This is a genomic window from Dyadobacter sp. CECT 9275, assembly GCF_907164905.1.
Taxonomy (GTDB): Bacteria; Bacteroidota; Bacteroidia; order Cytophagales; family Spirosomataceae; genus Dyadobacter; species Dyadobacter helix.
The window spans coordinates 2,036,893-2,059,982 of record NZ_CAJRAF010000002.1 but is presented as its reverse complement, the minus strand read 5'-3'; the positions used below and the strand labels follow the sequence as shown (position 1 = coordinate 2,059,982).

18 protein-coding genes are annotated in these 23,090 nt (G+C 45.2%); 12 read left to right on the top strand and 6 right to left on the bottom strand.

What is annotated here, in order from left to right:
- The first annotated feature begins 29 nt into the window (after positions 1–29).
- Together KOE27_RS16330 and KOE27_RS16325 are read left to right on the top strand one after the other, a co-directional pair.
- Positions 30–737, top strand: coding sequence for a DsbA family oxidoreductase (locus KOE27_RS16330; protein ID WP_215241638.1), 708 nt, complete (start codon positions 30–32; stop codon positions 735–737).
- A 281-nt stretch (positions 738–1,018) separates the two neighbouring features.
- A complete protein-coding gene (locus KOE27_RS16325) occupies positions 1,019–3,616 on the top strand; it encodes a DUF5686 and carboxypeptidase regulatory-like domain-containing protein (protein ID WP_229252795.1) in 2,598 nt (865 codons plus the stop codon).
- Between the two features lie 35 nt (positions 3,617–3,651).
- Here the strand turns inward: KOE27_RS16325 and KOE27_RS16320 are convergent, their stop codons facing one another.
- Both KOE27_RS16320 and fbaA read right to left on the bottom strand, forming a co-directional pair.
- Complete coding sequence (locus KOE27_RS16320) at positions 3,652–5,508, bottom strand: M1 family metallopeptidase (RefSeq protein ID WP_215239916.1); 1,857 nt, start codon at positions 5,506–5,508, stop codon at positions 3,652–3,654.
- Between the two features lie 195 nt (positions 5,509–5,703).
- Positions 5,704–6,783, bottom strand: coding sequence for a class II fructose-bisphosphate aldolase (gene fbaA, locus KOE27_RS16315; protein ID WP_215239915.1), 1,080 nt, complete (start codon positions 6,781–6,783; stop codon positions 5,704–5,706).
- 265 nt (positions 6,784–7,048) lie between these two features.
- Here fbaA and KOE27_RS16310 point away from each other — a divergent pair, with 265 nt between their 5' ends.
- The 7 genes from KOE27_RS16310 to KOE27_RS16280 all read left to right on the top strand — a co-directional run bounded on the left by KOE27_RS16310 (position 7,049) and on the right by KOE27_RS16280 (position 15,873).
- Complete coding sequence (locus KOE27_RS16310; RefSeq protein WP_215239914.1) at positions 7,049–7,285, top strand: hypothetical protein; 237 nt, start codon at positions 7,049–7,051, stop codon at positions 7,283–7,285.
- The gene (locus KOE27_RS16305; protein WP_215239913.1) at positions 7,282–8,463 is read left to right on the top strand and encodes a hemolysin family protein; all 1,182 of its coding nucleotides are present in this window, start codon (positions 7,282–7,284) and stop codon (positions 8,461–8,463) included. Before KOE27_RS16310 ends, KOE27_RS16305 begins: the two co-directional genes overlap by 4 nt.
- Positions 8,464–8,465: 2 nt before the next feature.
- Complete coding sequence (gene bla / locus KOE27_RS16300) at positions 8,466–9,368, top strand: class A beta-lactamase, subclass A2 (protein ID WP_215239912.1); 903 nt, start codon at positions 8,466–8,468, stop codon at positions 9,366–9,368.
- A gap of 28 nt (positions 9,369–9,396) precedes the next feature.
- Complete coding sequence (locus KOE27_RS16295) at positions 9,397–10,017, top strand: ABC transporter ATP-binding protein (RefSeq protein ID WP_215239911.1); 621 nt, start codon at positions 9,397–9,399, stop codon at positions 10,015–10,017.
- 21 nt (positions 10,018–10,038) lie between these two features.
- Positions 10,039–13,494: a DUF7948 domain-containing protein gene (locus KOE27_RS16290; protein WP_215239910.1), complete on the top strand. Its 3,456-nt coding sequence runs from the start codon at positions 10,039–10,041 to the stop codon at positions 13,492–13,494.
- A gap of 82 nt (positions 13,495–13,576) precedes the next feature.
- Entirely contained in the window at positions 13,577–14,023 is a 447-nt protein-coding gene (locus tag KOE27_RS16285; protein ID WP_215239909.1) for a DUF4920 domain-containing protein, read from the top strand.
- Positions 14,024–14,097: 74 nt separating this feature from the next.
- On the top strand, positions 14,098–15,873 hold the full coding sequence (locus tag KOE27_RS16280) for an SGNH/GDSL hydrolase family protein (RefSeq protein WP_215239908.1): 1,776 nt from the start codon (positions 14,098–14,100) through the stop codon (positions 15,871–15,873).
- A gap of 2 nt (positions 15,874–15,875) precedes the next feature.
- Here KOE27_RS16280 and KOE27_RS16275 read toward each other — a convergent pair whose 3' ends face one another.
- The 3 genes from KOE27_RS16275 to argS form a co-directional block, all read right to left on the bottom strand.
- The gene (locus tag KOE27_RS16275; protein WP_215239907.1) at positions 15,876–16,769 is read right to left on the bottom strand and encodes a 1,4-dihydroxy-2-naphthoate polyprenyltransferase; all 894 of its coding nucleotides are present in this window, start codon (positions 16,767–16,769) and stop codon (positions 15,876–15,878) included.
- A 103-nt stretch (positions 16,770–16,872) separates the two neighbouring features.
- On the bottom strand, positions 16,873–17,430 hold the full coding sequence (locus KOE27_RS16270) for a glutathione peroxidase (protein WP_406566855.1): 558 nt from the start codon (positions 17,428–17,430) through the stop codon (positions 16,873–16,875).
- Between the two features lie 147 nt (positions 17,431–17,577).
- Positions 17,578–19,356, bottom strand: a complete 1,779-nt coding sequence (gene argS / locus KOE27_RS16265; protein WP_215239905.1) for an arginine--tRNA ligase — start codon at positions 19,354–19,356, stop codon at positions 17,578–17,580.
- A 163-nt stretch (positions 19,357–19,519) separates the two neighbouring features.
- Here argS and KOE27_RS16260 point away from each other — a divergent pair, with 163 nt between their 5' ends.
- Entirely contained in the window at positions 19,520–21,067 is a 1,548-nt protein-coding gene (locus KOE27_RS16260) for a hypothetical protein (protein ID WP_229252794.1), read from the top strand.
- A 3-nt stretch (positions 21,068–21,070) separates the two neighbouring features.
- On the opposite strand, the gene pyrR is transcribed toward KOE27_RS16260, so the two are convergent.
- Positions 21,071–21,610, bottom strand: coding sequence for a bifunctional pyr operon transcriptional regulator/uracil phosphoribosyltransferase PyrR (gene pyrR, locus KOE27_RS16255; RefSeq protein ID WP_215239904.1), 540 nt, complete (start codon positions 21,608–21,610; stop codon positions 21,071–21,073).
- 146 nt (positions 21,611–21,756) lie between these two features.
- Here pyrR and pth point away from each other — a divergent pair, with 146 nt between their 5' ends.
- Positions 21,757–22,317, top strand: coding sequence for an aminoacyl-tRNA hydrolase (pth, locus tag KOE27_RS16250; protein WP_215239903.1), 561 nt, complete (start codon positions 21,757–21,759; stop codon positions 22,315–22,317).
- Positions 22,318–22,558: 241 nt separating this feature from the next.
- Positions 22,559–23,035 (top strand): hypothetical protein, encoded by a 477-nt coding sequence (locus KOE27_RS16245; protein ID WP_215239902.1) that lies wholly within the window; start codon positions 22,559–22,561, stop codon positions 23,033–23,035.
- Positions 23,036–23,090: the final 55 nt, after the last annotated feature.

Sequence of the window (23,090 nt, the reverse complement as noted above, 5' to 3'; positions counted from 1 at the left end):
CACCGGAAAGCTACAGAGATATGGAAAAGATGAAAATTGAGATATGGAGCGACGTAATGTGTCCCTTTTGTTATATAGGAAAAAGGAAATTTGAAAGTGCGCTGGACCGGTTTCCAGGAAAAGAGCACATTGAGATTGAGTGGAAGAGTTTTCAGCTGAATCCCGCCATGAAAACCGAGCCAGGTAAAAGTATCAATGACTACCTCGCGGAAGTAAAGGGCTGGACGCGTGAATATGCCGAAGAGGCGAACAATCATGTGACCAGGATTGCAGGTGAAGTGGGTCTGGAATACAATATGGATAAAGCAGTAGTGGCTAATTCTTTTGATGCGCACCGGTTTGTCCAGTTTGCAAAAACAAAGGGAAAGGGTGATGCTGCGGAGGAACAGTTGTTCAAAGCGTATTTTACCGACGGGAAAAACACCGCTGATCATGAAACACTGGTGAATCTTGGGGAGCAAATCGGATTGGATGGTGATGAGATCCGTGAGGTACTTGGCAGCAATAAATTTGCCGAAGCAGTCAGGAAGGATGTCTATGAAGCTCAGCAAGTGGGTGCACGTGGTGTCCCGTTTTTTGTGCTGGACAGAAAATACGCGGTATCTGGTGCCCAGCAACCCGAAACCTTTTTGGGAGCCCTGGAAAAATCTTTCGGAGAATGGGAACTGAAAAATCCCAGCCCTGTGATTGCCTACGCCGAAGGAGCATCCTGTACACCCGAAGGGGAGTGTAACTAAACACACTCAGCTCTGTGTCTGTGGAACCTAATGCCCATACGTAATCAGTTAAGTGCTGAGATAATGCGCCGCCGACCTCCATGGATTTGTATCCGTTTCGACGAACAGGTATCGCTGAATGGAAAGATTAGTATATAAAATATAGTTCAGATACGGATTACCGTATCAAAAGCCGGGATATTTGCGTAAAGGGCAATATCCCGGCTTTTTTATTACATTGCTGGCATCATCTTGGATTACAGGTAAAAGCAGCATCTCAACAGCTTTATACCACTTAACGTTTGATATCAGCAATTATCACCTATATGCGGTTTGCCATCCTATCCTTCTCCCTTCTTTTCCTGGGTTTTCTAAGTTATGCCGGAGGAATTAAGGGACATGTCACAACGCAAAAGGGAGAAAAATTACCGTATGCGGGAATCTCCGTGAAGGCAACCACGAACGGAACGATGGCTAATGAGGAAGGTTATTACGAGTTTACCCTTGCTGAGGGTAAATACGATATTGTTTTTCAATACCTGGGATTCAGGACGGTTACGAAGTCAGTGACAGTGGGCGCGGGTTTCACAGAATTAAATGTGGTGCTGGAAGAACAGGCGCTTAACCTGGGAGAGGCAACAGTAGGCAATCAAAAGGAAGATCCTGCCTATAGTATCATGCGGAAGGCCATTGCCAAAGCACGTTTTCACCAGCTACAGGTACGAAGCTATTCGGCGAAGGTATACTCCCGTGCTTCGGCCATTGCCACCAAAATTCCGTATCTGCTTGAAAAACGTCTTAAAAAGCAGGGCATTGAAGAAGGAAAAGCATTTTTGAATGAAAGCGTTTCGGAAGTGGCCTATCGGCGGCCAGGTACCTATAATCAGAAAGTACTTTCTACACGAAACAGCCTGGACAATAGTATTCCCTCGCCCAACGAATACATACTTGCCAGTCTTTACAGCCCGGTTGTAGCCGGTACCGTTACCCCGCTTTCGCCCAAGGCTTTTAGTTATTACCGCTTTGAGTATGAAGGTTATTTTGAAGATCAGGGGCAGATTGTCAACAAAATAAAAGTAATTCCAAAGGCCTATGGTGAGGGTGTTTTTAAGGGGAGTTTGTACATCCTGGAAGATCGCTGGGCAATCCACAGCTATGATCTGCAGACAACAACGAGCGGCCTGGATATTTGGGCCAAACAGATATTCAGCCCGGTTCAGGATGTATGGATACCTGTTAATCAGCAATTCAGGCTCAAAGGGGGATATCTGGGGTTTGCCGGAGAATTTAAATATCTGGTTTCTGTAACCTATCAAAAGCTGGACGTTGATCCGAATCTAAAGGAAGGAGTGGTGATCAACGATCATAAGAAGGAGGGCGAAGTTGCTGAAAAAAACAGAAAGGAAAAACTGGATGCGCTCATCCGGGAACAGAAACAGTTTTCTACCAAAAATTTCCGAAAACTCACGAAGGCCTACGAAAAAGAGCAGCGCAAAGAATCCAAAAACCCTGTCAGCAAGCGGATGGTCCGCCAGGATTCCATCGTGATTGATTCTATGGCAAACAAACGTGATACCTCTTACTGGACTGCCCTGAGGCCCATCCCACTCACAGAACTGGAAGTGAAGGGTTATCAAATACAGGATAGCATTAAAGTGGTGAAGGAAGCGACGCATGAAAAGTCGCGCCCCGATTCCGTTTATTTCAAATTCAAGCACCTGTTTTTGGGCAATACGTATGCACTGGGAAACAGGAATTATTTTTATTTCAAAAGTCCGGTTTTTTCGGTTGGATATAATTCTGTGGAGGCAAATGCACTGGGTATTCTCACAGAATGGAGAAAGGAGTGGGGGAAATCAGAGTATTTTAGTCTGAGCCCTTTTATCCGGTATTCTTTTGGCAGAGATCGTTTGTACGGGACGCTGGAGGTAAAAAGAGGCGGTAAAAACTGGAGTATGACTGTAACCGGCGGGGAACTGGCGAGCCAGATTAATCAGGATAACCCCATTCTGCCTTTTCCGAACAGCCTGGCAGGAAGGATATTTGACAGGAGCCTGATGAAACTTTATCAGAACCAGTTTATCAAGGGAGAGTATACCCTCCGTAATATCAGTGACATTGTAAATTTCACTGCCGGCATCGAATACCAGCGCAGGAAGGAGTTATTCAATTTTGAGAATGCGAAATCGCTTTTTTTCTGGCGGAACTTCGATTACACCCCCAACCGCCCGCTGAACGATGAACTGGCAAATACAGGATTCCCCGTACATCATGCCACAGTTCTGACGTTCAATACCACCCTAAGGCCCTGGCGGAGGTATATCATCAGGAATGGTGATAAGAGGTATCTGCGTAACAAGGGCCCGGCTTTCAACCTGAATTACAAGGTTGGTCTGCCGGCTTTGGGAGATGTGGATTATTCTTTATTGCAGGGAGGGGTCAGTCAGGAATTTGATCTGGGGCCGAGAAGTACGCTCAGTTATCTCACTTCGGGAGGCGGATTTTTGGGGAAGAAGAATATTTATTTTATTGATTATAAACATTTTATGGGAAATGAGTTCTTCTTCCAGATGAGTGATCCCCTGGCTCATTTCCGCATGCTGCCTTATTATCAATACAGCACTGCTTCCTGGTTTGCGGAGGCGCATGTGTTGTGGACCTTGCAACGCTTCCTATTTACCAGAATTGAGGTGATCAGGCTTACCGGGGTAAAGGAAACACTGCAGGTGCATTACCTGAGCGCTCCTACAATCAAACATTATACCGAACTCGTATATGGGTTTGATGACGTACTGCGTATAGGCAGGCTCGAGTTGGTAGGACAATTTCACGGTGTACATTTCCAGAGCATCGGGTTCAGGATAGGCACGGCTTTGCAAACCGGAAACCGTAGACGGTAATCATCTTCTGGCCCATGATTACCGCCATCCCTCCGTTATTTTATCAGCTCCCCCTGAAGCCTGGGCAATTTCCTGCGAAGTGAGGGATATGTGTTATTGTCCAGATCAACATCGGCCATCCGCTGGCTAGGATCGATCATGATCGAAGCAATTTCCGATAGCGGTCTTGGGATGCTAAATGAATATTCAGGATAGGTCCATCCCCAGTCCGTCAAAACACTGGTTTTGGAATACATTTTTTCACTTTTTTCTCCACGCATGATCTCCAGAGGAATATAGAAATTCTCCTGTGACCCATCCTTGTAACTTACCACTACATCCAGCGGCATAGGGATCTGGCCAATTCTTTCCAGAACAATGTCGGTTTTACTTGCTGTGGTTACCACTTCTTTGATACCATAATCAATGGTTTTGGTAGTTCCTACAAAATTTTCCCAGTACCAGTCCAGCTCCAGCCCCGAAACTTTCTCCACAATGCGCTTGAAATCGGTGGGATTGGGATGTTTGAATTTCCATTCATTATAATACCGTTTCATGCTGGTTTCAAGTTTGTCATTCCCGATAATGTAGCCCAGCTGGTTTATAAAAACCGCACCCTTGTTGTAACTTGCTATGCTGTATGCCCTGTTTGTATGGTAATGGTCGGCATGTGTGGTAAGGGGTTCTTCCAGGCCGGACTTTACGAGATTACGGTAACTTGTGGTACTCGCTCGCTGAGGGTCCGATTTGGACGGGAACAATTCGCTCATGATGATGTTTTGGGCGTAGGTATCAAACCCTTCGTCCATCCAGGAGTATTTTGATTCGTTGGTAGCCAGTATTCCCTGAAACCAGCTGTGGATCGATTCGTGTACCATAGCACTTACCAGTCCTCCAAAGCTTTGATGTCCGGTGATCAGGGTAGCCATCGGATATTCCATGCCGCCGTCTCCTCCCTGAACAACGGAGTACTGTTTGTAAGGATACCTGCCGAACTTTTCATTCATGATCCGGAAAGTTTTCACTGCCAAAGGTTCCATCTGTTTCCAGTGATCGGCAAGCGTGTCTGCCTGATAGAAAAAATGCAGATCCAGGTTTTCGTCCACTTTTACCACATCATGCTTAAAGTCCCTGTCAGCGGCCCATACAAAGTCATGTACTTCTGGTGCAACAAAATGCCAGGTGAGCTTTTCGCCTGCTTTGTGTTTTACCTCTTTTCTTGAATAACCATGGCCAATTTTTTCAGGATTCTGCAGGTACCCGGTAGCTGCCAGTACATAGGACGCATCAAGGGTTATTTTTACATCAAAATCACCCCAGATACCATAAAATTCCCTGCCTATATACGGATTTGCATGCCATCCTTCGTAGTCGTATTCGCTCATTTTGGGATACCACTGTGCCATGGAATAGTCAATACCTTCCAGGTTATTACGGCCGGTCCTGCGTATCTGAACAGGAACCTGGGCTTCAAATTCCATATCGAAGGTGTGCTGGGTTTTAGGAAGAATCTTTTCGTTAAGTGTTACTTCAAGAATAGTACCAACAACTTCGTATTTCAAAAGCTTCCCGTTTTGTTTAAGGGAAATGACTTTTTCGTAACCGATCTCCGTGGGCGATAACTTGGAAATCCGGTCTCTCACCCGTGGATCCGGATCACTGATGGTACGGGAGCGCACATCCATCTGGCTTCCCGGCTGAAATGCATTCAGGTACAGGTGATAGAAAACTTTGGTAAGTGTGTCAGGAGAATTGTTGGTATAAAGCAGTTTCTGAGTACCTCGATACTGATGTTTGGAAGCGTCAAAATCAATCTCCATCTGATATTTCGCGCGCTGTTGCCAACGATCATTTTGCGCTGTCGCCGCAAGCGCTGAGAGTGCCAGACAAAGCACCGGAAGTATTTTTCTCATCTTGTACTATTTAACACAGAGTTTTATTTCGATCTATACTAACGCTTCAGGTCGTCGTTTCTTTTCGATCCCTAAAAACAAGAGCTACCGTGGTCTGACCAGGTTTGTTTATAAAAGTAAAATATCCCAGAAACACATGGTTACTGGGATATTTAGTTTGAGAAATATATGCTTAGCTACTCACCGGAACAGCGATTAGCCTAGCTGATTGATACAGTTAAGATCTTCAAAAGCAACTTTCAGTCGCTGGATCATAGACTCTTCCCCTTTTCTCAGCCACACGCGCGGATCGTAATATTTTTTGTTTGGAGAATCCGGCCCTTCAGGATTGCCCAGCTGTGCCTGCAGGTATCCTTCCTTATCTTTGTAATATTTAAGAATTCCTTCCCAGGTTGACCATTGCATATCGGTGTCGATATTCATTTTGATCGCACCATATTCAATTGCCTCACGGATTTCTTCCCGTGAAGATCCTGATCCGCCATGGAATACGAAGTTTACAGGAAGTTCGCCCGTTCCGAACTTCTCCTGAATATAATTTTGAGAATTACGGAGGATCTTCGGCTCAAGTTTTACATTACCTGGCTTGTACACGCCATGTACGTTTCCAAAAGCTGCTGCTATAGTAAAGTTCGGAGAGATTTTGCTCAGTTCTTCATAAGCATAAGCTACTTCTTCAGGCTGCGTGTAAAGCTTTGAACTGTCCACATCACTGTTATCCACGCCGTCTTCTTCTCCGCCGGTTACACCCAGTTCAATTTCAAGCGTCATGCCAATTTTGGCCATGCGTTCAAAGTATTTGGCGCATGTTTCAATATTTTCCTCAATCGGCTCTTCAGACAGGTCAAGCATATGCGAACTGTAAAGCGGTTTGCCGTACTGATCGAAATATTTTTCACCCGCTTCCAGCAGGCCGTCTATCCAGGGAAGCAGTTTTTTAGCACAATGGTCGGTATGTAATATGACAGGTACTCCGTACAATGCAGCCATCTGGTGAACATGGTGAGCGCCAGATATACCACCCGCAATGGCAGCCTGTTGATTTGCATTGGAAAGACTCTTTCCGGCATAAAAGATGGCGCCCCCGTTGGAGAACTGAATAATAACCGGGCTGTTAACAGCCTTTGCAGTTTCCAATACTGCGTTCACAGAGTTGGTACCAACTACATTAACAGCCGGAAGGGCGTAATTATTTTCGTTGGCATGGCGGAAGATTTCGCTCACCCCGTCACCGGTTACAACACCAGGTGCAAAGCGTTTTGTGGTTTCGCTCATAGTAAAAAGTAGTATATTTCAGGAAATAATTGTACGATTCTTTTCTTCTTTCGAAGAAGAATTGTAAGACCTGCAAGTTAGCTATTTTAAAGAAAAGGAAGCAGTTTCGGGCCCGATATTCTCTGGTGCCAGAACGTTTCTTCCGAATTTCACTAAGGTATGTCTATAGTGCTTATCTTTGAATCAAAGTGGTTTTTGGGGCGTCGTGTGAAAAGAAGGAGGGGCTGCCTGTTGCCAGGGTTAAAATAAAAAGAATCATTGCTGAATGACTAGGAAATTAGTTCGTACATTATTGTTTGCAGCTGCCATAGGCTTTTTGGTTGTCTGGATTTTGGAATACCGCAGGGCCGGAATGCTTAACAGTTACTGGCTGTTGTTATTAAGTGTTACCTCCTTGCTTTTGTTTCAGTTCAGCCGCCTGAAAACGGGGATAGAGGCGCAAAAGGATATAACTTCCAAGCAAACCAGCAGACCAACTGCCAGGAAAACCACCCGAAAATGAATATTCTGATATTGACTCTCACTTTTGTTTTTTTCGTACTGGCGGGATACTACGGCGCGGTAAGGTCGGTATTGCTGGACATATCCATGGACAGGTACTCACTCAGGCATGAGAAAACCGAAGAAGTTTCGCAGACGCTTTACTGGCGCCGGATGCTCCGGATGGTCAGGCTGCTGGTGGTTGCGCTGGGCAGTTTTTACGCCGTTGTTTTTGTCTCTCCGGTTATCAAGGAATATTTTCAGGTAGACGAGGGCTGGGTTGTGCTGGTACTTTTCGTCGGTCTGGCAGTTTTATGGGTATGTAGTTATGCTTCATGGATCAAGATAGGAAGGGCCTTTCCAAAAGTACTTGATCTGGGGACCTTTCCTGTAAGATTTGCCGAATGGGCAATGACACCCCTCTATTGGGTGGTCGAACCCTTTGTAAAGGAAAATATACTATCGGCGTCGCTACGTGATGACGCCGTTTCTGCCGATGATCCCGATTTTGATGACCATAGCATTGAAGAGAGAATGTTTATCAATGCATTGGATTTTAAGGATTTAAGGATCAGAGACTGCATGATTCCGCGTACGGAGATCTCGGCGCTCAATGTCAATGCCAGCATCGAGGACCTTCGAAAGGCCTTTCTGACAAGCGGCCATTCCAAAATCATCATCCACCGTGAATCCGTAGACGACGTGCTTGGCTACTGTCATGCCCTGTCATTATTTAAAAAACCGAAGGAGATCACCAACATTATTACACCCATACTGATTGTTCCGGAAGCTATGCCTGCGAGTGATCTCATGCTTCGGTTCCTGGAAGAACGCAGGAGTATTGCACTGGTGGTGGACGAATTTGGAGGTACCTCGGGCCTGGTAAGTGTGGAAGATGTTGTTGAACAGATTTTTGGGGAAATTCAGGATGAATACGATTCTACAGAAGACTGGACCGAAAGGCAGGTAGCCGACAACTCCTTTATCCTGAGTGCCCGGCACGAAATAGATTACCTCAACGAAAAATATGGCTGGGAACTCCCGGAAGGAGATTATGACACACTGGCAGGTATGCTCATTCAGTACTACGGCGACTTGCCGGAAGTAAATGAAACGCTCACCATACCCCCATACGAATTTCAGGTGGTTTCTATGCAGGATACGCGCATTGAACTGGTAAGACTTACAATTGAAGAATAGCTATGCGCTTAAAATACCGGACGGGAATGGGGTATGTGCTGCTGGCCATGATGATCGTGGCAGGTACATGTTCCTACGCTCAGAAAGATAAACTGAAAGCTGAAATCGAAACAGCGATCAAAGGGGCCGATGGAGAGGTAGGTATCGGGATCATGGACCTTTCAACAAAAGAAACCCTGCTGTTCGGCCGGGATCATAAATTTCCGATGCAAAGTATTTTCAAATTTCCGCTTGCAATGGCCGTGCTGGACCAGGTGGATAAAGGAAAATTGCAACTGGATCAAAAGATTCGTATAACCAAACAGGACCTGCTTCCCAATACCTGGAGCCCGTTGCGGGTGAAGTATCCGGAGGGAAACGCGGATGTGACCATAGCCGAATTACTTGGTTATACGGTCTCCCAAAGTGATAATAATGGATGTGATATACTTTTCAGGCTGGTTGGAGGTACCCGTGTGGTGGATAGTTATATTAAAAAATTGGGCGTGAAAGGCATTGCCATTGTTGCCACGGAAGAAGAAATGGCAAGACATTGGGATGTACAGTATACCAACTACTGCTATCCGGCAGCTATGCTCAGGTTGCTTGAGATATTTCATGAGGCAAAAAAGCTCTCCCGAACCAGTACGGAATTTCTCTGGAAACGGATGGTGGAAACTTCTACCGGCCCCGGGCGAATTAAAGGATTGTTGCCCAAGGATGCCATTGTAGGACATAAAACGGGAACTTCCGGGACAAATGAAGGGCTATTGGCCGCCACAAACGATGTCGGTATCATGCAGCTGCCCAATGGCAAAAACATTGCTGTGGTGATTTACATATCCGATACAAGGATGGATGAAAAAAACAGGGATCTGGTGACAGCAAAGGTTTCACGTCTGGTGTGGGATCATTATTCCAAATAGCCGACAGGTTAAAATTAACTTTTTCAAATTGCAGATCAACGTCGAAAATATTGGTAAGAAGTTTGTCCGGGAATGGATTATCCGGCGTGCTTCCTTTAAGCTGGAAAAAGGGAGGTCGTATACCTTTGTCGGGCCAAACGGCAGTGGGAAGTCAACCCTGCTGCAATTGCTGACCGGCATGATGCCTGTTTCCGAGGGTAAAATAGAGTACCTAAGCAGTAGCGGAAAAATCCTGGAAATTGATCAGTGGTATAAAAATCTGGTGATTGCGGCACCCTATCTCGAACTGATTGAGGAGTTTACGTTAAGAGAACTCGTTGATTTTCACCGACAGTTTAAGGTACTCAAAAATGGGATGTCGTCTCCTGATTTTGAAGATTTCACGGAATTGTCCCACGCCAGAAACAAAATGATAAGGCATTTTTCCTCTGGAATGAAACAACGTGTTAAGCTGGGGCTCGCTTTTACTTCCGACGTACCGGTTATTTTTCTGGATGAGCCCACCACCAACCTGGATGTGACAGGGATCCGATGGTATCTGGACCACGTTGTAGGCAGCACCAGTGGTCAGCTACTTCTGCTGGGCTCCAATGTGGAGCAGGAATATGAATTTTGTGAAAATATCATATCGGTTTCAGCGTTCAAATAATAAATCACGGACGCGTATATCATGGGGAAAACTCTACGGATACTTTCATTGATTTTCCTTGTATTCATTCCTTGTCTGGCGAGGGGAGGAGGAATGTCGTTTGTCCGGAATATGGGGCAGTGGGATTCAGAGATACTGTTCAGGGCCGATATCCCGGGAGGATTTCTCTTTTTGAAAAATCATGCAATAGTTTACGTATTTTACGATGCAAGTGAAGTTACGGCACGCCATGGCCGAGGGAAAACCACAGACAGCCAGCCTGCTGCAAGAAAGCAGGAACCTTACCTGCTGAAAGCACATGGTGTTGAGGTGAATTTTATAAATGCACAGACATCCGTAAAACATACCCCGGTAAGTCCTGTCGTCACGCGCCACAATTATTTTCTGGGAGCAGACCAACGCAAATGGACTGGCAATGTCCAGGGATTCGAAGAAGTACTATATGAGAATATTTACGAGGGCATCAATCTGAGGGTATACTGGCATCAGTTTTCGTTAAAATATGAATTTGTAGTGAAACCGGGTGCCGATGTTTCCCGGATCAATCTTAAATATTCAGGAGCCGACCAGGTAAACGTTAACGAAAAGGGGCAGCTTGAGGTAAAAACGCCAATCAATAAGTTTGGAGAAGAAAAACCCTATTCTTTTCAGACAATCCAGAAAAAAGCAGTTGAAGTACCTTCCCATTTTGTCCAGGATAAGGATCAGTCCATACATTTCGGCTTCCCGAAGGGATACGACAAATCTCAAACTTTGATCATTGATCCCGAACTTATTTTTTCAACCTATTCGGGTTCTGTTCCAGACAACTGGGGGCATACGGCAACGTATGACTCGGAAGGTAACCTGTTTACCGGCGGGACAGTATTTGGCACCGGTTTCCCGGTTTCCGTTGGGGCATATCAGATCAGATTTGACGGGATGGTAGACGTTGCCATCATGAAGTTCAGTCCCGACGGCAGTGAGTTGCTTTACGCAACTTACCTCGGAGGAGCCAGTACCGATTTGCCAACCAGCCTGATTGTCAATAACAAAAATGAACTGGTGATTTTGGGGACAACATCATCAAGGGATTTTCCGGTAACGGGTACCGCTTTTCAAAAAAACTTTGGCGGGGGTACGGGCACGGAGCCACTGAGCGGATTGCCGCTGGGGAATGGAAGTGATATCTTTTTGTCAAAATTAAGTGCAGACGGGAAACAGCTCACCGCTTCGACCTACCTGGGTGGTTCCGGAAATGATGGTGTATGTACCAGCAGCGCCGTAAAGATCAAAAATTACGGAGACAGCTTCCGGGGAGAGGTGGTGGTGGACAAAGACAATAATGTACTGTTAACCAGCTCGACCAATTCTGGCAACTTTCCGCTTAAAAATCCGGTGTCAAATATTTTAGGCGGGAGACAGGATGCTGTGGTTGCAAAATTTTCACAGGATCTCAGTACTTTGTTATGGAGTACCTACCTGGGAGGGAATCAGTTGGATGCGGGGTTTTCTGTGAAGGAAACGGCAGGGGGCGATATCTATGTGACGGGCATCACCCAGAGTACCAACCTGGCTACCCATACCCAGGCATTGCAGCCCAGGATCAGCGGGGCGGAAGATGCGTTTGTTGCACGGTTTAGTGGCGGTGCACTCGCAGGACTAACCTACCTGGGAACGGCCGAGGCAGATGCGGGATATCTGGTGGACCTGGATGCTTCACTGAATGTATATGTTTACGGATTATCTGCGGGGAAATATCCTGTAAGTACCGGTGTATACAGCAATACGAACAGCGGTCAATTTATTCACGCCCTTGACCCTTCGCTTTCCAGATCTGTTTTCTCCACGGTGATCGGATCTGGAAAAGGAACACCAGATATTTCCCCTACGGCGTTTCTGGTGAATGAATGTGGTAATATTTATATAGCTGGCTGGGGTGGTAATGTGAATTCGGGTACGGATAACAATCTGGAAAGTACCACCAATGGTTTGCCCGTGACTTCCGATGCACTTCAGAGAATCACCACCGGCAATAATTTTTATGTCGCAATTCTGGAAGAAGGAGCGAAGTCGCTGTTATATGCTACCTTTTTTGGAAGCAGCGACCGTTCCGGAACAGAACAGGGAGACCATGTGGATGGGGGAACCAGCCGTTTCAATAAAAATGGGGAGATATACCATGCCACCTGCGCCTGTGGTGGCAGCCGGTTTCCTGTTACGCCCCAGGCATGGTCCAGGACCAACCGGAGCTCCAATTGCAATAATGCAGCGTTTAAGATTGATATCGATCGCCTGAAGGCGGATTTCGATGTTTATGCTGGAAGCCAGAAGGATGTCACACGCGGATGTGCGCCGCTTTCTCTATCATTTGTTAATATGAGTGAAGGAGGGATTGACTATATATGGGAGGTGAACGGAAGTACCATTTCACGAGAGGCTGATGAGGCCGCTTATGTATTCCGCACCCCGGGGCAGTATACAGTCACCCTCAAAGCATACAACAGGCTGAGCTGCAAACGGATTGATATTGCCCAAAAGACGATCGTCGTAGAAACCCTGTCTGCGAAAATCCTGCCGGATACAACGGTCTGCGAGAATACCAAAGTACAATTGTGGGCTTCCGGAGGTACGCAGTATAAATGGACTCCGGCCGAAGGAATGGAAAATCCTCTGACGGCAAATCCGTCCATGGTCATGAAGGAGACCCAAACCTTTTCCGTGGAAATCAGTAATGCCAGCGGATGCAAGTTTACAGGTAATGTGAAAATTACAGTAAACAAAAAGCAGGACTTTATAGAAATGCCGGACGTTAGTGTATGCCCGGGCGCCCCGGTAATATTGTCGGTGACAGGGGACGCGTCAGAGTATCGCTGGAAACCAAATGGATCATTCCCCGCGACGACAGGAAGCTCGGTCACGGTTACACCCACGCAAACGACCACCTACGTTGTGGAAGGTATCTATACTGACGGGTGCAGGCCGCTAAGGGAAATCACGGTGAACGTGGACCGTTCTTTTGAGCCATCGTTTGAAATAAGCCAGTCCGGAGGCTCATGTAACGAAGCCTTTCAGTATAGTATTTCCAATAACACCCGCAATGCGCAGCGGTTTGAATGGGATCTGGGGAGCGGAGATACCTTCACCACCCAGCACGTAGAAAATCATGTTTTTGGTAATCCCGGAACGTATACCATTACCCTGACAGCCTATAGTGCAGCGGGCTGCGCCTTGTCGGTATCAAAAAAACTGATCGCACAACCAGCCTTTGAGCTAGCCAATGTCATAACACCCAACGGGGATGGAAAGAATGATAGGTTTGTGGTGCCGGTGGCCGGTTCCACCCTGGAAATATTTAACAGATGGGGGAAACAGGTTTATAAATCTGTGGATTATAAAAGCGACTGGGGGAAAGGAATTGCCAATGGGACCTATTTTTATGTGGTGGATACCCCTGACGGGCATCACTGCAAAGGCTGGCTGGAAGTGGTGGAATAATGGACACGGAGGGTTTTAGTCTATTGTTATCCGCCTGATCGCGAATTTGTTAAGTTTGAAAAATCATAAACTTTCGATTGTTATGAAACAGGTTGTTATAGTACTGCTGGTGTTATCCGTAATGGTTGTAAAGGCGCAGAGCAATGCACATTTTGGAAAGGAAATCAACGACAGGAAGGCTATAAAGGTAAGTGATCTTCCTGCTAAAATGGGTGAAAAGGAAATCATGGAAGCCAAAGTTTCAGGTACTGTGGAGTCTGTTTGCCAGGTAAAAGGTTGCTGGATGAAAGTGAAAATGGATAATGGCGAATCCATGCGGGTGATGTTTAAGGATTACGCTTTTTTTGTCCCAAAGGATATTGCCGGAAAAACAGTGGTGTTTGAGGGAGAAGCCCAGAAGAAAACGGTTTCGGTAGAACATCTTCAGCATTACGCCCTGGATGCGGGGAAAAGTAAAGAGGAGGTGGCAAAAATAACGGAGCCAAAAGAAGAGCTTACATTTATTGCAGACGGAGTTCTGATAAAATAACTGAATAAATAGTAGTAAAAAACGTTGGAAAGGGCACTTTTGCTGAGAGGCATCGGTGCCCTTTATTTTTGTTTATGAGAAACCGGTTTTTACTCTTTATCATCAGTTTGGAGCTGCTGGGCGGCTATTGTTTCGGGCAGGAAGTACAGTATAGCTGGTGGGACCCTACCTCGGCTTCCGCTCCTGTAATTGAAGGACAGGCCTGGCCGAAAGAGCTGGCAGACCCTTACGACCGCCTTCCCGCACGCGCCAGGGATAAAGTGAGAGACCAGGTGTGGGGTTTGTCCAAACAGGCTGCTGGTCTCATGATCAGGTTCAGGTCCAATGCAAATGAGATTAAGATCAGATACGCCGTGGGAGGGAAACATGGTTTTCCCCATATGCCTGCTACAGGTGTGAGTGGCGTAGACCTCTATGCCATCTCAAGTGATGGAGAATGGCGGTGGGCGGCTGGTAAATATGCTTTTGGAGATACCATTGTGTACAATTTCCGTAATCTGGAACCAAACGACGGCTACCACAAGCTGGGAAGAGAGTACCGTTTGTTTTTGCCCCTTTACAATGAGGTAAAATGGTTACAGATAGGTGTGCCGCAGGGAGCAGCTTTCAATCCTTTGACTGTGCGCCAGGAAAAGCCTATTGTCGTTTACGGGACATCTATTGCGCAGGGAGCCTGCGCTTCGAGGCCGGGCATGGCCTGGACTGCCATATTGGGCCGCAAACTGGACCGCCCGCTGATCAACCTCGGCTTTTCAGGTAATGGCCGTCTTGAACCTGAACTCATAGAGATGATTGGGGAAATTGATGCCAAAGTATATATTCTGGATTGCTTGCCCAATCTGACGGTCAGGCCGGATACAAAGCATACGCTGGAAGATGTGAGGAATCTGATACTGTCCAGCGTGAAAACGCTCAGACAAAAACGGCCTCAGACACCCATTGTCCTGGCGGAACATGCAGGGTATACCGACGACGCCATAAACGCGACAAACCGGAAATATTACAAGGATATCAATGAAATAACCCGCAAAGCATTTGCTGAACTGAAACAGGATGGCACTTCAAATATTTACCTGATCGGTAAGCAGGAATTTGATCAGGATATTGAAACGATGGTGGACGGTATACATCCGTCGGACCTGGGCATGATGCGATATGCGCAGGGCTATGAGAAAAACCTCAGGGTTATTTTAAAAGAACCAGATGGTAGGGTCTCTACAACAAAGCCGATTGTTCAACTAAGAGAATTGTATAATTACGACTGGGAAGCCAGGCACAAAGCCATACTGGATGTGGCCAGAACGGGTTCCCCCAAAACAGTTGTGATTGGGAATTCAATCACTCATTTCTGGGGCGGGCTTCCTAAAGGTCCCAGAGCTGTGGGCCAGGATTCATGGGGAAAGACCTTTGGAGAAAAGAATGTTTTAAACATGGCATACGGCTGGGACAGAATTGAGAACGTTTTATGGAGGGTTTATCATGGAGAACTGGATGGCTATAACGCCGAGCGGATCGTGGTAAATATTGGTACCAATAACCTGCATTTAAACACCGACGATGAGATACTTAAAGGCTGGGATCTGCTGATTGAAGCCATTAAAAACAGACAATCCAAAGCCCGGATCTTTATGGTGGGTATTTATCCGAGGCGTAGCCAGGAGGAGCGTGTGGCGGACCTCAATGAAAAACTGATGATACTGGCCGGACAAAAAGACGTAGGGTTTATTGATCCGGGCAAAGTTTTTTTGAAAGATGGTAAAATTGACGAAAGTATGTTTTCAGATGGCTTGCACCCCAATGCAAAAGGATACTCAATTTTGGGCGAGGCAATGAAACCGCTTATCAGATAATGCTATAATATTGTCCCCAAACCAAACAGAATAACAAAGAATAACGTGGATAATGCCATCTGTTTCAGATAGGGATCAAGTTCACGAGCGTCGGTAAGCTTGCTGACCGCCATACCGTTGCGGATAAAAAGGGGAAAACTCAGCAAGAAAATGAAGCTGGTGTAACCTGAGAAATGCTGGACGGTGTAGATGAGCACACACGCCATGCCGGTCAGTAAAATGAGCCAGTGGTATACCACGGCTTTTTTGCGACCCAGCCTAACCGGAATGGAATTTTTTCCTGTGGCTTTGTCCGACTCAATGTCTCTGATATTGTTGATATTCAGTACGCCAACCGCAAACAGTCCGCAGCTTGTTGCAGGCAGGATCAGGTCCCAGTTCCAGATCAGCGTATGCAGATAACTGCTGCCAATTACGCCGACCCAGCCGAAAAAAATCAGTACCGAAAGATCGCCCAGCCCTACATAACCGTAGGGTCTTTTGCCCGCCGTGTAAGTGATGGCGGCAATAATACATGCAATTCCTATTCCAAGGAATACCCAAAAGGTATTGGCAGGCGCATTGCGAAGCGCAATAGTAAGCAATGATATACCTGAAATGAAGGAGAACAGGGCAAACAGGATTATCGCTTTCAGCATCGCTGAGGCGGTGATTTGTCCCGCATGCACGGCCCTTTTCGGGCCTTGCCGCAATTCGGTGTCTTTTCCGTTCACGGCATCGCCGTAGTCGTTGGCAAAATTGGAAAGTACCTGAAGAAAAATAGTTGTGAGCACGCTGAGCAAGGCCACAGGCCAGCTGAATTTGCCATTAGCTGCCGCTAAAAAGCAACCCATCAGGATACAGGATAATGAAAGAGGTAAAGTTCTGGGACGGGCAGCTTCAATCCAGGGTTTCATGTTTGACGCAGAAATGGTAAATAGACAACCGGGAAAGCTTCCGGCTGCCTTCATATAATAAAAGAAAATGGCGGTATAAGTTACATACCGCCATTTTTATATTTTAAAGTCCTACGGATTTCAAAAATTCGGGATCAGTAGGTAACACTTTGGAAGCAAAGAAATGGGTAAGTTCTCCTTTTTCATTGACCACGTATTTGCAGAAGTTCCAGCTTGGCACCTGGTCGTTCCAGCCGTTAAGATCTTTGGTTGTAAGCCATTTGTAAAGCGGAGCCTTGTTGTCGCCAATTACTTCCACTTTTTCAAACATCGGGAATGTTACTCCATACGTTTTTGAGCAGAACGTTGCAATTTCTTCACTGCTGCCCGGTTCCTGTCCCTTAAAATCGTTGGAGGGGAATCCAAGGACAACCACCTTGTCGCCATGGTCTTTGTAGAATTTCTCCCAGTCGGCATATTGTTTGGTGAAGCCGCATTTGGAAGCGACATTCATCACCACCACTTTTTTGCCTTTGTATTTGCTCAGGTCCACGGTTTTGCTTCCTACAAGGGACTTAACCTTGAAATCGTATAGTGTTTGTTTAACAGCAACAGTGTCTGCTGGGCGTGTGAGCGTAGCACTTTTGTCGGCAAAAAGGAAGCCGATGAGTGACGTAATCATAATCAAAACTGATTTAAATAGGTCCATAATTCAATTGGTTATCGGTTAAGTTATTCTTGCTTGAACAGGTATTGTCAATATTATATTGATAACTGAGTAACAAACGCTTTTCCTGGAATTTTCAACATAAGCAACAACCAAACCCTCTCACATCCGTTCAGGAACTTCTATGCCTAATAACCCTAAAGCCTTGTAAATTGTTTCCGCAACAACCCTGGATAATTCGATCCGAAAACTAACCGCTTCGGGGTTGGGATCTGCAAAAATGGATACTTCGGCATAAAACTGGTTATATACCTTGGCAAGTTCAAAAGCATAAAGTGAAATGATGGAAGGTGCAAACTCATCTGCAGCAGCCTGAATCTTCTGCGGGTATTGCAACAAAAAGTAAATCAGTTCCCGCTCCGCAGGATGCATTTGATAGGAGTTGCCCGGAATGGATGCTTTGATCTGTGATAATTCAGCCTTTCGGGCAATGGATCTTATTCTTGCATAGGTGTATTGAATAAACGGGCCGGTATGTCCTTGGAAATCAATGGATTCTTCGGGATTGAAAAGCATCCGTTTCTTGGGGTCAACTTTAAGAAGGAAGTATTTCAGAGCGCCCAGCGCGAGCTGATTATAGAGTTTTAAGGCCTCGTCACTTTCAAAATCATCTATTTTTCCTAATTCCTGGGTGCGGTTTGTTGCTGTCTGGATCATTTGATCCACCAGGTCGTCGGCATCTACAACGGTTCCTTCGCGGCTTTTCATCTTGCCCGAAGGGAGATCCACCATTCCGTAGCTGATGTGGTGGCACTCCGCAGCATAAGGCCTTCCCAGGCGTTTCAGGATCGCAAACAGAACCTTGAAGTGATAATCCTGCTCATTACCCACCACCCATAAATAACGGTTGTTGTGGAAGTCGCTGTATTTCAGTTCCGTCGTGCCCAGATCCTGGGTGATATAAACGGAGGTCCCGTCTCCCCGCAGTACCAGTTTTTCGTCCAGTCCTTCTTCTGTCAGATCGATCCAGACAGAATTGTCAGGCTTTTTGAAAAAGATATTTTTTTGCAAGCCCTCTTCTATGATATCTTTTCCTGAAAGGTAAGTGTTTGATTCATAGTAAGTTTTGTCAAAAGAAACCCCTATTTTATTGTAAGTTTGGTCAAAGCCGGCATATACCCAGCTATTCATTTGTTGCCAGAGTGCCACCGTTTCAGGGTCTCCCTGCTCCCAAAGCAGGAGCAACTTTTGCGCTTCCAGCATCCAGGGTGCTTTTTTTGCAGCTTCCTCCGGGCTGAGGCCATTAAGAAGAAGTTCATTGATCTGTTTTTTGTATTCTACATCAAATTTGACATAGTATTTACCCGCCAGGTGGTCCCCCTTCAGGCCTGAACTTTCCGGTGTTTCTCCATTGCCCAGTTCCTGATAGGCCAGCATGGATTTACATATATGAATGCCTCTGTCATTAACCAGGCATGTTTTTACGACATCGTAACCGTTGGCTGTCAGTATTCTGGAAAGAGAATCGCCCAGGAAATCGTTACGAAGGTGCCCCAGATGCAGCGGTTTGTTGGTGTTGGGGGATGAAAATTCCACCATCACAGATTCGCCATTGGAAGGGAAAGTGCCAAATGCGGTATCCGATGCTATGTCTGTGAAAAGCGAAAGCCAGACACTATCCTTAAGGCTTATATTGAGAAAGCCTTGTACCACATTGCATTGTGAAACAACGGAGGAAAATTCCTCCAGGTCCTTCCCGATGATCTGTCCGATTTCCGCTGGTGCCTTTCGTATTGTTTTGGTCAGAGGAAACGTTACGAATGTGTAAAACCCCTCAAATTCTTTTTTTGTAGGTTGTAATACGACTTCATCAACCGTATTTTCGAAATGTTTTAGGATTGCTTTTCGAATGTCTTCTTTTAATATGGCTTCAATCGTCATGAAATATTCAGGTAAAATCAGAAGGTCATAGAGAAAACGTGTTACATTTCTCTAAGTTTTTATTGGAATGAAAATATTTTTTTAAATTGATAAGGATGTTACTCTTTTTGATGCAAAATTAGGGTAAATATCGAACCGACTTACACCCCGGCGCAAGGAAGTTATGAATAATAGATTTTTGTTTTATATTTTTTTATTTCTGCTTGGAACGTTTTACCTGCAGCCGGACAGGGTATATGCTCAATTGCTGCAGACTAACCGGCTTGAGATTCCTTCATCATCGTCTGGTTCTGAGCAATTTGAGGTTTTTCCACTCGGCGAAAAGGGTGTTTTGACGCTTACAAGGGGCGATGAGTATTCGAGCCGTAACGAAAACTGGCATTTTGTAAAATATGACACTACTCTGAATGCGGTCTGGAGGGTGAGTTACAAGCTGGACTTCCGGTATGTACCGGTGATGGCCTACCAGGGGGAGCATCTGGGATACTGGCTTTTTGCGCAGCCCGATTCGGATCATTTTCTGTTCTTGCAGCTCAATTTCAATGATGGTGCCCTTGATGTTTACAAAGGTAACCTGCTTGCCGGGGTGGATGTGCAGCAGTTTAAGGTGATCGGAAGCAAGGCTCTTATTGCAGGATATTACCGTTCGCGGCCCGTGGTATTGGTTCATTCCTTTTTTGATCATACCACCCGTGTATTGCCGGGGTTGTATGAGAGGAATACCGAAATAAACAATGTGGATATTAATGAAGTGGATGGTTATATCAACGTCATCACCTACGCTTATCGTAAGAAGAACTGCGTTTTTGAAATCAAGACATATAATTATGATGGAAAACTTCTTAAAAAGACTTCCCTGAGCGATCCGCGGAACAGTTTTATTTCGGGGCAGATCGTCCCCCTGAATCCGGATGATTCCTATCTGATCGGCAATTATTCAGTGGGCTGTACGCAATATTCACAGGGGTTATATGTCACCCATGTAAAGGATAATGAACCGGATGACCCTCAGTTTATTGAGTTTTCTGAACTTCAGAATTTCTTCAATTATATGAAGCCTAAAAGGCGCCAGCGGATGATGGAGAGGATCGGTAAAAGGAAAAGCCTGGGTAAAGAAAACAGGTTCCGATACCGCCTTCTGGTTCATGAGCTCATTCAGATGGAAAATGAAATTGTGCTGGTAGCGGAAGTCTATTATCCGAACCAGAAAAATAGTATGCCTGTTATTTCGGGTAATATTTCCAGGCAGTATATTCCGAGGGCTTTGGAGGGATACAAATATACGCACGCCATTGTCTGCGGGTTTGATCGTAATGGGAAGCTGATCTGGGATAACTGTATTACCATCAAAGACCTTACCAGTTTTGATCTGCAGGAGATGGTTCAGGTAACTCCGGTGGAGGATTATTTTATACTGGCATACCCACAGGATGGAGATATTCACACGGAAGTAATCCGCAGGAACAAGGTAGTAGTGGAAGGTGAAAAATTTAAAATAAATCCGAAGTCTGAAAAAGAAACGGTGTTAAACAACGAGGATGGCTATCTGTCGCCGTGGTATGGTCAGTATTTTCTTGCTTATGGCATGCAGCGGCTGGGTACGTCACTGATGGGGCAGGGGCGTGAGGTTTTTTACATCAATAAGCTCACTTATAATACGAGTGATATTGGGAAAACGCTGAATGCAGAAGAAACTTCACGACCAAGGTAAGCGCTAATCTACCATCCAGATGTGGTCGGCTTCAAAGCCCTGCTCTTTCCATTCCACCTGCACTCTCTGGCTTTCAAGGGTACTTACTTTCATGCCTACGTAGTCGGGTTCAATTGGTAATTCTCGGTTGTAACGCCTGTCGATCAGTACCAGCAGTTCAATCATTTTGGGCCTTCCAAAGGCAGTCATGGCGTCCAGCGCAGCTCTGACCATACGTCCGCTGGCCAGTACATCATCAATTAAAATTACTCTCTTGCCTTCAATAAGAAAAGGAACGTTGGTTTTGTTAGGGAGCAGAGGGGAATCTCTCCGGCGGAAATCATCGCGGTAGAAGGTAGCGTCCAGATGCCCCAGTAAAATTGCCTTCCCGGTCTTTACTCTCAGTTCGGCAACGATGCGTTCGGCAAAATAAATTCCACGGGGCTGCAGGCCCATTACAACAGAATTTTCGAAATCCTGATGGTTCTCAATAAGTTGCTGGCAAAGACGGCTCGTCATGATTTCCAGCAAAGGGCTACTTAGTAATAATCGTTTTTGGGGCATATTGTTATTTCCCTGAATTTTAGCCTAAATTAAGCTCACAAATATGAAATCAAAAATTTTTCCTGCCAATACCTGATCTATAATTGTTCAAACCCATAGGTATGAGGTTGACAGGCATTTCTTTTTTACTAATTTTTTATAATCAGATGAAGTATCTTATTGCTGGATTGGGAAATATCGGTCCGGAGTATGCATTCACAAGGCACAATATTGGTTTTATGGTGCTGGACCGGCTTGCGGCACAAAACGATTTTAAGTTTTCATTTGAAAAACTGGCTTTCGTCGCGGAATGGAAATACAAGGGGCGGCAGATTTATTTTATCAAGCCAACCACCTACATGAATCTGAGCGGTAAGGCAATCCGCTATTATATGGATCAGTTCAAGATACCAAAGGAAAATCTGCTGGTAGTGGTGGACGAGCTTCAGTTGCCTTACGGTACGGTGAGAATAAAACCAAAGGGAAGCCATGGAGGGCACAACGGATTGAAGAATATTGAGGAATTATTGGCTTCTTCGGAGTATCCCAGGCTTAGGTTCGGAATTGGCAACAATTTTCCGAGGGGAAGGCAGGTAGATTATGTTTTAAAGCCCTTTTCCGGTGAAGAGATGGCTGAACTCCCCATATTTTTGGATCAGGCCGTTGATATGGTTGTATCGTTTTGTACTTTGGGGATACAGATGACAATGAACAATTATAACCAATGATTGTACTTTTTAAAGAAAATATAACTATTTTAAGTCGAATGTTTCTTTTGATTGTTAAATGATAATTGAAATATTATTTGGATTGTGTAAGTTTTTGTTTTCATTTATTGTTTATTTTAGGCCAAAAATGGGATTTTATTCAAAATAATATTCTGTTTGATGATTTTAGTTCATTTTGTAATTTCGAAACTTGGGGCAATCTTTGCATAACAAAAGGAAGAAATAAAAATTGAATTAAACCATGAAAACAATCAAAAATAGTTTTATATTTGCAGCAGTATTTGGAATTCTTGTTCTAACTATTACGAGGCCATCGGTTGCAGGTGGTTTGCAAGGGACAGAAAAATTGGACGGAACTCTAATTTCCAAAACATCCGAAGTTGAGTTTGCAGCGTATGTGTCTCAAACGGTACCAGAATTTATTAAACAGGGCAATTGGAGTATAATAGAGCGTGTAGTGACTTTGTATGGTGAATCACCGTCAAAGGTGAGGGGCTTGGGAGTGGAAGAGATTAATACTTTTAATGCTGCAGTTGCTCAATTGGGTAATGAGCTGGAGAAAGTGAACAGCAAAGAGGCTTTGCAATGGAGAGATAATCTTTCAAAAACAGCTTCAGCAATAAGATTTGTAAAAAACTTTGATTTGAATAAATTGACAGCAGAGAACTTAGAAGCGGCTTCTATCGTTAAAGTACCAGTTTCTTATGTCAGGTTGTAATTCAAAAATCAAATAAAGATAAGAAAAGGTTAAGGGTTTAGGAATAGTCAGTATA